Below are 7,531 nucleotides of genomic sequence, written 5' to 3'. Positions count from 1 at the left end.
TCATTGAAGGAAGGGTAAGGATTAGCTCGAGCCGCTGACTTAAGCATAGTTAATCGTTCTTCAATAGATGTATCGTGAGTAGAAATTTTCGCCGCGCAGTTCATTTGTTTGCCTCTATTTTTATCGATTTAAACGTGCTTATGTTGTGTACTATTTGAATGTTTAATGTTCAAAAGTTGTGTATTTTATTACGTAATAGACTTATTGCTCACAAAAGTGATTTGTACTCATCATTTAGTTGAGCATGGTTGATGGTGACAATATTAGGTCGGATGCCTTTTCAGCAATCGCTATTACAGGTGCATTGGTATTGCCGCTTATTAAAGTGGGCATGATCGATGCGTCGACTACTCGTAGCTTTGAGATGCCATGAACACGCAACTGGTCGTCAACGACAGACATATCGTCATTACCCATTTTGCAGGTACCCACGGGGTGATAAACCAGACCTAAACGATCTTTGCACGCTTGCAGAATGTCTGCATCGGAGGTGATATCAGCTCCTGGGTGAACTTCGTCGCCACGATGATCATCAAAAGCTTCAGATGCTAGGATTTTTCGCGCGACCCGAATGCCGTCAACCAAAACTTTTTGATCTTTTTCTTGAGAGAGGAAGTTAAAATCGATTTTGATTCGATCGCGAGGGTCTAAAGACTTTAAGCTTAGTTGACCACGACTTTCCGGTCTGAGTACGCACACATGTAGGGAGTAACCATGTTGCGAAAGTAAACCAAGATCTCTGCCGCAATCATCAAAAAGAAGTGGTACGAAGTGCAGCTGAATATCAGGAACCTCAACAGAAGGACCAGATTTCAAGAAGCCGCCAGATTGGGTTATCGAATTAGCAAGATTACCTTTTTTAGCAGTAAAGTAATTAAAAGCATCTGGCAAGGCTTTTAATAACCCGGATGGCGTAATAGAAAATCCGTCTTTTTTCTTGCTTTTTACCAATACACAAGCATCAACATGTTCTTGAAGGTTTTTTCCTACTCCTGGAAGATCATGAACGACAGCTATACCTACTTTCTCGAGCTCCTTCTTATCACCGATCCCGGACAGCATGAGAGTTTGTGGTGTGTTAAACGCACCACCACACAAAATAACTTCTTTTTTAGCATGAGCGGTATACTCTTTTTCTCGTTGCGAATAGACCACACCTTTGGCCTCTTTATCTTCGAGAATAATTCGATTAACTAAGGCTTCACATTGTATGTGCAGATTTTTTCGAGTACGAGCAGGCTTTAAATAGGCCCGTGAGACACCGCACCTTTCGCCATTCTTGATTGTAAACTGATAATAGCCCACACCTTCAAATTGAGGCCCATTGAAATCGTCATTTAAAGGGTATCCCGCTTGCTCAGAACCTTTTAGGAAGCACTCATTCAAGGGGTAAGTATTTTGTGTGTTTGAGACATAAAGAGGACCTTGGCTGCCGTGGTAGTCATTGCATCCTCGCTCATTTGTTTCGGCTTTTTTAAAATAGGGCAACATTGAATCGAATTTCCAGCCCTTATTTCCTTGGGCTTCCCAGTGATCATAATCAGATTTATCGCCTCGAACATAGACCATTGCGTTGATGGCGCTACTTCCGCCTAAGGTTTTTCCTCTGGGGCAGAACATTGGTTGCCCCTTACGAATGTCGGCAACGGCTTCAGACTCATAGCCCCAGTTATATTTTTTACTATACATAAAGTAAGCAAAAGCTCCGGGTATTTTAATCATTGGACTTTTGTCTTCAGGTCCGGCTTCAAGTACCAGCACCGAGTTCTTTTCATTCTCGCTTAAGCGATTCGCAAGCACACTGCCCGCCGAACCGGCGCCAACAATGATGTAGTCGTATATTAGTTCTGACATCTTGTCACCCAATCTAGAGTCAATATGGTTATCATGAGGGTGATGTTAACTGAGTGCTCAGCACCTAAGAATGGCGGGAGTTGCCAAGGACAGGTCAATAAGTGTCAATAACGATAAACTTCCTTACCCTTCTCGATACTGTGATGGCGCGCAGCCAAACCAGCGTTTGAAACTGCGCCCAAAATTCGACACATCTTCGTAACCAAGCTGTAAAGCGATCACATCTATCTTTTGATCTGTTTTCTTCAGCAAGTATTGAGCATTTTTTTTCTTGGCGTCTTCCATTAGAAGTTTGAAAGTCTTACCTTCTTGCTTCAGTTTTCTGATTAAGGTGCTCTTGGACATATAAAGCGTCTTGGCGGTTTGCTCGAGTGATAGTTCAAACTGAACACTCGAAAGAATTAGTTCATTCACTTTGTCTGATAATGTGCGTGATTCCAGTAAACGATTAAGCTCATTCTTACATTGTTGAGCGGCCATTTCGGCAGTAACCGGATCTGCTGAAACGCAGGTGATCGCCTTCCACTCCAATGGCATACCATATCGCAAAACTCCGTCTGAATAACGAATGCGCTTCGGCAAACACGATCCATATAAGTCACTCCAGTCAGGCTCTTCGAAAGGCAGCTCCAGAACGCATTCTTCTACTTTTGAGCCAATAGCAAATTTGATAATGTTGAAAACCAGCGCAGCAATCGTCTCATAAAGAACAACATCAATGTCTCCCCAATCGGCAAGGGGTTTTATACAGAGATAGATGTTCTCTTCATCCTCTTCGATATAGAAGCTGAGAATTTGTGCGCGAATTTTGTAATATTCACAAAGAAATACCAGGCTGTCTTCCAGGTTGGTTGCATGCGACAGGCCATAGCCTACATGGCCATGACTGGACAAGCTGATGTTCCTACCGACAAACAATCCTAACGAACGCGGACACCCCTTTTTCCACATATAGTGAATAAGCTGTTTCAAGGTATCCACTTTAATGAAGGGCTCGCTTTCGTTGTGATCAACCTGTTTCCAGAAAGGTTGTAGATCAATTCCTTGCTCTTCGGCATAGCGCGAGAAATGGTTTAGATAAGTAGCAGACAGAAGTTCAGGGTTCATAGGCTAAATTGATGCTTAGTTTTATCTTTATAAGCTAGCCGCAAGCTAGTTCAAATGCAATGAAAATACACAAAAACTTAGAAGAACTGAACGCCCCTTCCGCGTAAAGCTCCGTTTCCTAGGTCCGGATAGTTTAGGTTCGATAGATCCATACCACTTAGCGTTATAGAGTGCAGGCTAGCTTGTTTTTCTACAGTAGTAATGCCAAAACAAATTTATCTGGATACTAGAATTAAAAGGCGCGTCACACTTCAGCGACTAACAGACCTAATGAGTCGAAGATCTAATGAGTCGAAGATCTAATGGTTTTATTTTTTAACAGCGTTGCATGGGCGATTTCTGCTTGGGAGGAAGGATGACAGTTTGAATCTACTGCTGTTTCAGCATCAGCTAATGGCATGCAGTAAGATTAAAGCAGAGCACTAAGATATAAGCAGCTTATTGTCTAAGTTGCGTTTGTCTGGATAACTTGATTATGTCCGCTAATCACCAATTCCCGATATCAATCGACGATTCAGAATCAGTAAGTTTCGGCCAACCTTGAAGCAAGTGCCAAGGTCTGAAATTGGCACATTGCTGACTAAGATTGGGCAGGGCATTTCTAGGCTCTAGTCGAAACCGCTATTTAAGTAGGTCAGATTGCGTGCCGACTTTTTCACCTAATTAAAGAGTTCGTTGATTTAGATATAGGAAGAAAGAAGCCTCTCCTTCTAAACCAAGCGCCCCCACATATCATACTCATCAACCTCTTCGACCTCTACTTTAACCAAGTCACCGACACATAGGTGAGTTGCTCCATCGATGAAGACGTTACCATCTATTTCAGGTGCGTCTGCTGAGCTCCTACCTACCGCGCCTTCTTCAACCACTTCGTCAATGATCACCCATTGCAATGAACCAACCTTTGCTCGCAAACGTTCGGCACTAATCTCAGCCTGCTTTTCCATAAACCTTTTGTGCCTACTCTCCTTCACTTCTTCGGGGACCTGATTCGCCAAGACGTTTGCTGGCGCGCCCTCTACAGGAGAATACGTAAAGCAACCTACACGATCTAACTGGGCCTCTTCTAAAAAGTCCAATAGCTCCTGAAAATCTTGCTCTGTTTCACCCGGAAAACCAACAATGAAGGTGCTTCTTATCGTAAGTTCAGGACATATCTCGCGCCAGGAACGAATGCGATCGATGACCTTCTCGCTGTGCGCAGGACGTTTCATTGCTTTTAGTATTTTTGCACTAGCGTGCTGGAAGGGAATATCCAAATACGGCAGAATCTTTCCTTCTGCCATTAAGGGGATCAGTTTATCAACATGAGGATAAGGATAAACGTAATGCATTCTTACCCATACACCCAATTCTCCTAGCGCAACAGCGAGGTCTTGCATACGTGTTTCGTGAGCCCGGCCTTCCATAAAATCGAGCTTATATTTAACATCGACACCGTAGGCGCTTGTATCTTGAGAGATAACAAGAAGCTCTTTTACACCACTTTCTACCAAGCGTTTGGCCTCTTCAATAACTTCAGAAATTGGGCGACTTACCAAATCTCCGCGCATATGAGGGATAATACAAAAGCTACAGCGATGGTTACATCCTTCCGAGATTTTAAGGTAAGCATAATGCTTAGGTGTTAATTTGATGCCTTGAGCAGGCACCCTGTCACTATAGTGCGTTTCCTGTTCTTTCGACGGGGGAGCATATTCGTGAACAGCGCCCATTACGCTTTCATAATCGGCCGGTCCGCTAACGTTTAACACTTCAGGGAAAGCGCTCTTTATCTGCTCTGCGTCACTCCCCTTGCCCATACACCCGGTGACAACGACCTTACCATTCTCGCGCATCGCTTCATTAATCGCATCGAGTGATTCTTGCTTGGCAGAGTCAATAAAACCACAAGTATTTACGACCACAACATCCGCATTATCATATTCTGGGGCGACTTCGTAACCTTCAAGCTTTAATTTGGTCAATATACGCTCAGAGTCTACTAAAGCCTTTGGACATCCCAGACTAACGAACCCTACACGTTTCTGACCTTGTTCTTCGCTCATAACTTACCAACCTCAACCCCATTAATTTGGCGCGGATATTACCACACCTCACTAACAAGCCCAAAACACAGCCACAAATTTAAAATAGTTGTAAAATCAACTATAATTAGCTGATCTGATGCACGTTATTCAATAGAATACCGCTTCACTTTTACGCAGACACTGACATATTGCTTAGAGTACCAACTTACAATTATGCTCATTCACCTTTTCGAACTGTTAACACTTTGCTTAGTTTTCCTTGCAGCATATCGCGGGCGTTACTATTACCGCGTGACTGCTTTAGAGGGTGCTAACCATGTTCACACCACGAAAAGTAGTTTAGCAAGCGAGCTCCCCGCATTTGTGGCACACTCGCCTACCGAAGCGGTAGAGCCTACAGAAAAACCTGTAGACATGAGTACAGACAAACCAAAGGTGCAAAAAGGTGACGTACTCAATAATTACATCGGTGATTTCTTCTAGCTCATTTCTTTTCGAAAGGTTTGGATTCAAGGCTTAAATTTCTCTGGCTTTAAGTAATGAGAATGGTAGTATTCAGCTAATTTCACTCCAACCTGTAAGAAGGTGAGGCTTTTACGCACGTGTTAACATTGAATACTCTCTACAAGCTCTGTTTTCGAATACTCGCGCTATTTCTTTTGTCTTTCACGATTAACCATGCTTATGCTGAAGATTTCAGCGAAGAAATATTCCAGGTAGAATACATTCTCTTTACTCACCAGGGGCATGTCGAAGCGAATAGAAAGTTTAATCTTGTTCCCTACAATCCACCTCGGCATTCACAATACACTCATTTGATCGAAGGTTTAGAAACCTTATCGAACTTCCAATATGAACAGCTTGATAGTTCATCAATGCAACTCAATGATGCGCTTTCAAAATTAAATAAAAGTAGGGATGTACGCGTCATTAAATATGGCGCTTGGCAACAAGCCATGGAACCAGGCAGCACATTACCCCCACTTCGTATATCTGCGCTGACCGATGTAGTTCAAAATGAAAGCTATTATGGTGAAACTCACCTAGAGGGAACGCTTACTATTAAACGTTCCCGATACATGCACATCGAAGCAGATTTATTTCTTACCAGTTTTTTGTTTTATCCAGAGCGAAACATTTTCGACTGGCTACTTTCGACCAGCACTATTCGACACAAAACTGATTCATTGCTACAAGCATACAAGCCAGACGAAATTGTTTTAAGCAAGCACTCTTCCTCCAGGATACCTAGTCAGGTATTCCGTTTACACCAAAGCCGGCGCTTAAAATATGGAGAAATTCATTATTTAGATCACCCGGCAATCGGTTTAATTGTCACCATTAATAAATTAGAGCCAGAGCCCGAGATCTAGCAGATAGAGCTACTATTATTAGCGTTATCTAGCGACTTATTATGAACGATAAATCAAGCACAAATGAAACCAGAACTTCTGACACCCTTTTACCTTCTATTTGGGTGGACGCTGATGCCTGCCCGGTTGTTATTCGCGACATTTTGATTAAAGCTGCGAAAAGAACCAATGTTGTGATCACGTTCGTTGCTAATCAGCATATCCCCCTACCAAAGTACAAGACTCTAAGGTCAATTCAGGTTAGTAGTGGCTTTGACGTTGCAGACAACTGGATAGTGCAACAAACGAACAAAAATGATCTTGTCATCACTCAAGATATTCCTCTCGCCGACGAAGTAATTACCAAGGGTGCCAAGGTTATCGGTACACGGGGGCAGCTCTATACAAAGGAAAACATCAAGTCGCGCTTAAATATGCGAGATTTTATGGAGACAATGCGATCCAGCGGTGTTCATTCAGGAGGACCACCGCCCTTAGGCCAACAAGAAAGGCAAGCCTTTGCGAATCGCCTGGATCAATGGCTCCAAAAGTCGGGCTTCTAAGCCAACACTGCGCATAGCCACCTACTTTCTTTCCGTTTACAAACTGCTACAAATTAGCGACACGCAAGCACTCCCATTTCTGTGCAAAGGGCTTATACTTATTATCAATCAGAACTTAATAGTCTAAGGCTATGAATAAAATTAAGTGAAATCCCAGCCAAGGTAGTTTATATTTTATATGTACCGCTTAAGAAGTTTTCTCTCTGGAAGGTTTGATATGACAACAAAAGCATCTAAAGAAGCAAGTCGTTTAGCGAAACAAAATACAGCGCCAAGAAATTCGAATGGCACCGAGTTAATTGATCAAGAACTACCAAGCTCCCCTGCATTACACCTAGTTGAATTTAACCACATAACTGTAGACAAGTACTCAGCAGAGCAAATTCGAGAAATGTATCAAAACCAACTAACTAAGAAAGCAAGCTAACAAACATTCCCGAATACCACCTCTTAACTGCAGCAGCGGGATTTGTGTGACACACATTGTCAGCTAACAGAACCCGCTGCTTAATTGCTCGACTATAAACTTCCCAGATCTTGAAAAATCAGCTCGCTTACGCGTGCTGACGCTTTCGAAACTGCCTCTTTTATATCTGCCATTGTAATAGGCGTATCTGACAAACCT

The 7,531-nt window shown here is 42.7% G+C and carries 7 protein-coding genes; 4 read left to right on the top strand and 3 right to left on the bottom strand.

From position 1 onward, the window contains the following. Nucleotides 1–234: 234 nt before the first annotated feature. The 3 genes from A3766_RS15855 to rimO form a co-directional block, all read right to left on the bottom strand. The gene (locus tag A3766_RS15855; protein WP_197475909.1) at nucleotides 235–1,854 is read right to left on the bottom strand and encodes a GMC family oxidoreductase; all 1,620 of its coding nucleotides are present in this window, start codon (nucleotides 1,852–1,854) and stop codon (nucleotides 235–237) included. A gap of 123 nt (nucleotides 1,855–1,977) precedes the next feature. Then, the gene (locus A3766_RS15850) at nucleotides 1,978–2,961 is read right to left on the bottom strand and encodes a helix-turn-helix domain-containing protein (protein ID WP_068507109.1); all 984 of its coding nucleotides are present in this window, start codon (nucleotides 2,959–2,961) and stop codon (nucleotides 1,978–1,980) included. 710 nt (nucleotides 2,962–3,671) lie between these two features. Continuing rightward, nucleotides 3,672–5,009: a 30S ribosomal protein S12 methylthiotransferase RimO gene (gene rimO, locus A3766_RS15845; protein WP_068507108.1), complete on the bottom strand. Its 1,338-nt coding sequence runs from the start codon at nucleotides 5,007–5,009 to the stop codon at nucleotides 3,672–3,674. 273 nt (nucleotides 5,010–5,282) lie between these two features. On the opposite strand from rimO, the gene A3766_RS15840 reads away from it, so the two are divergent. The 4 genes from A3766_RS15840 to A3766_RS15825 all read left to right on the top strand — a co-directional run bounded on the left by A3766_RS15840 (nucleotide 5,283) and on the right by A3766_RS15825 (nucleotide 7,333). Then, the gene (locus tag A3766_RS15840) at nucleotides 5,283–5,474 is read left to right on the top strand and encodes a hypothetical protein (RefSeq protein ID WP_156498006.1); all 192 of its coding nucleotides are present in this window, start codon (nucleotides 5,283–5,285) and stop codon (nucleotides 5,472–5,474) included. A 119-nt stretch (nucleotides 5,475–5,593) separates the two neighbouring features. Further along, complete coding sequence (locus A3766_RS15835; RefSeq protein WP_068507104.1) at nucleotides 5,594–6,364, top strand: CsiV family protein; 771 nt, start codon at nucleotides 5,594–5,596, stop codon at nucleotides 6,362–6,364. 41 nt (nucleotides 6,365–6,405) lie between these two features. After that, entirely contained in the window at nucleotides 6,406–6,906 is a 501-nt protein-coding gene (locus A3766_RS15830) for a YaiI/YqxD family protein (RefSeq protein ID WP_068507094.1), read from the top strand. 217 nt (nucleotides 6,907–7,123) lie between these two features. Next, nucleotides 7,124–7,333 (top strand): hypothetical protein, encoded by a 210-nt coding sequence (locus A3766_RS15825; protein ID WP_068507091.1) that lies wholly within the window; start codon nucleotides 7,124–7,126, stop codon nucleotides 7,331–7,333. Nucleotides 7,334–7,531: the final 198 nt, after the last annotated feature.

This window comes from Oleiphilus sp. HI0132, from assembly GCF_001635845.1.
The sequence above is the reverse complement of the archived record's forward strand: the minus strand, read 5'-3'. Positions and strand labels throughout refer to the sequence as shown.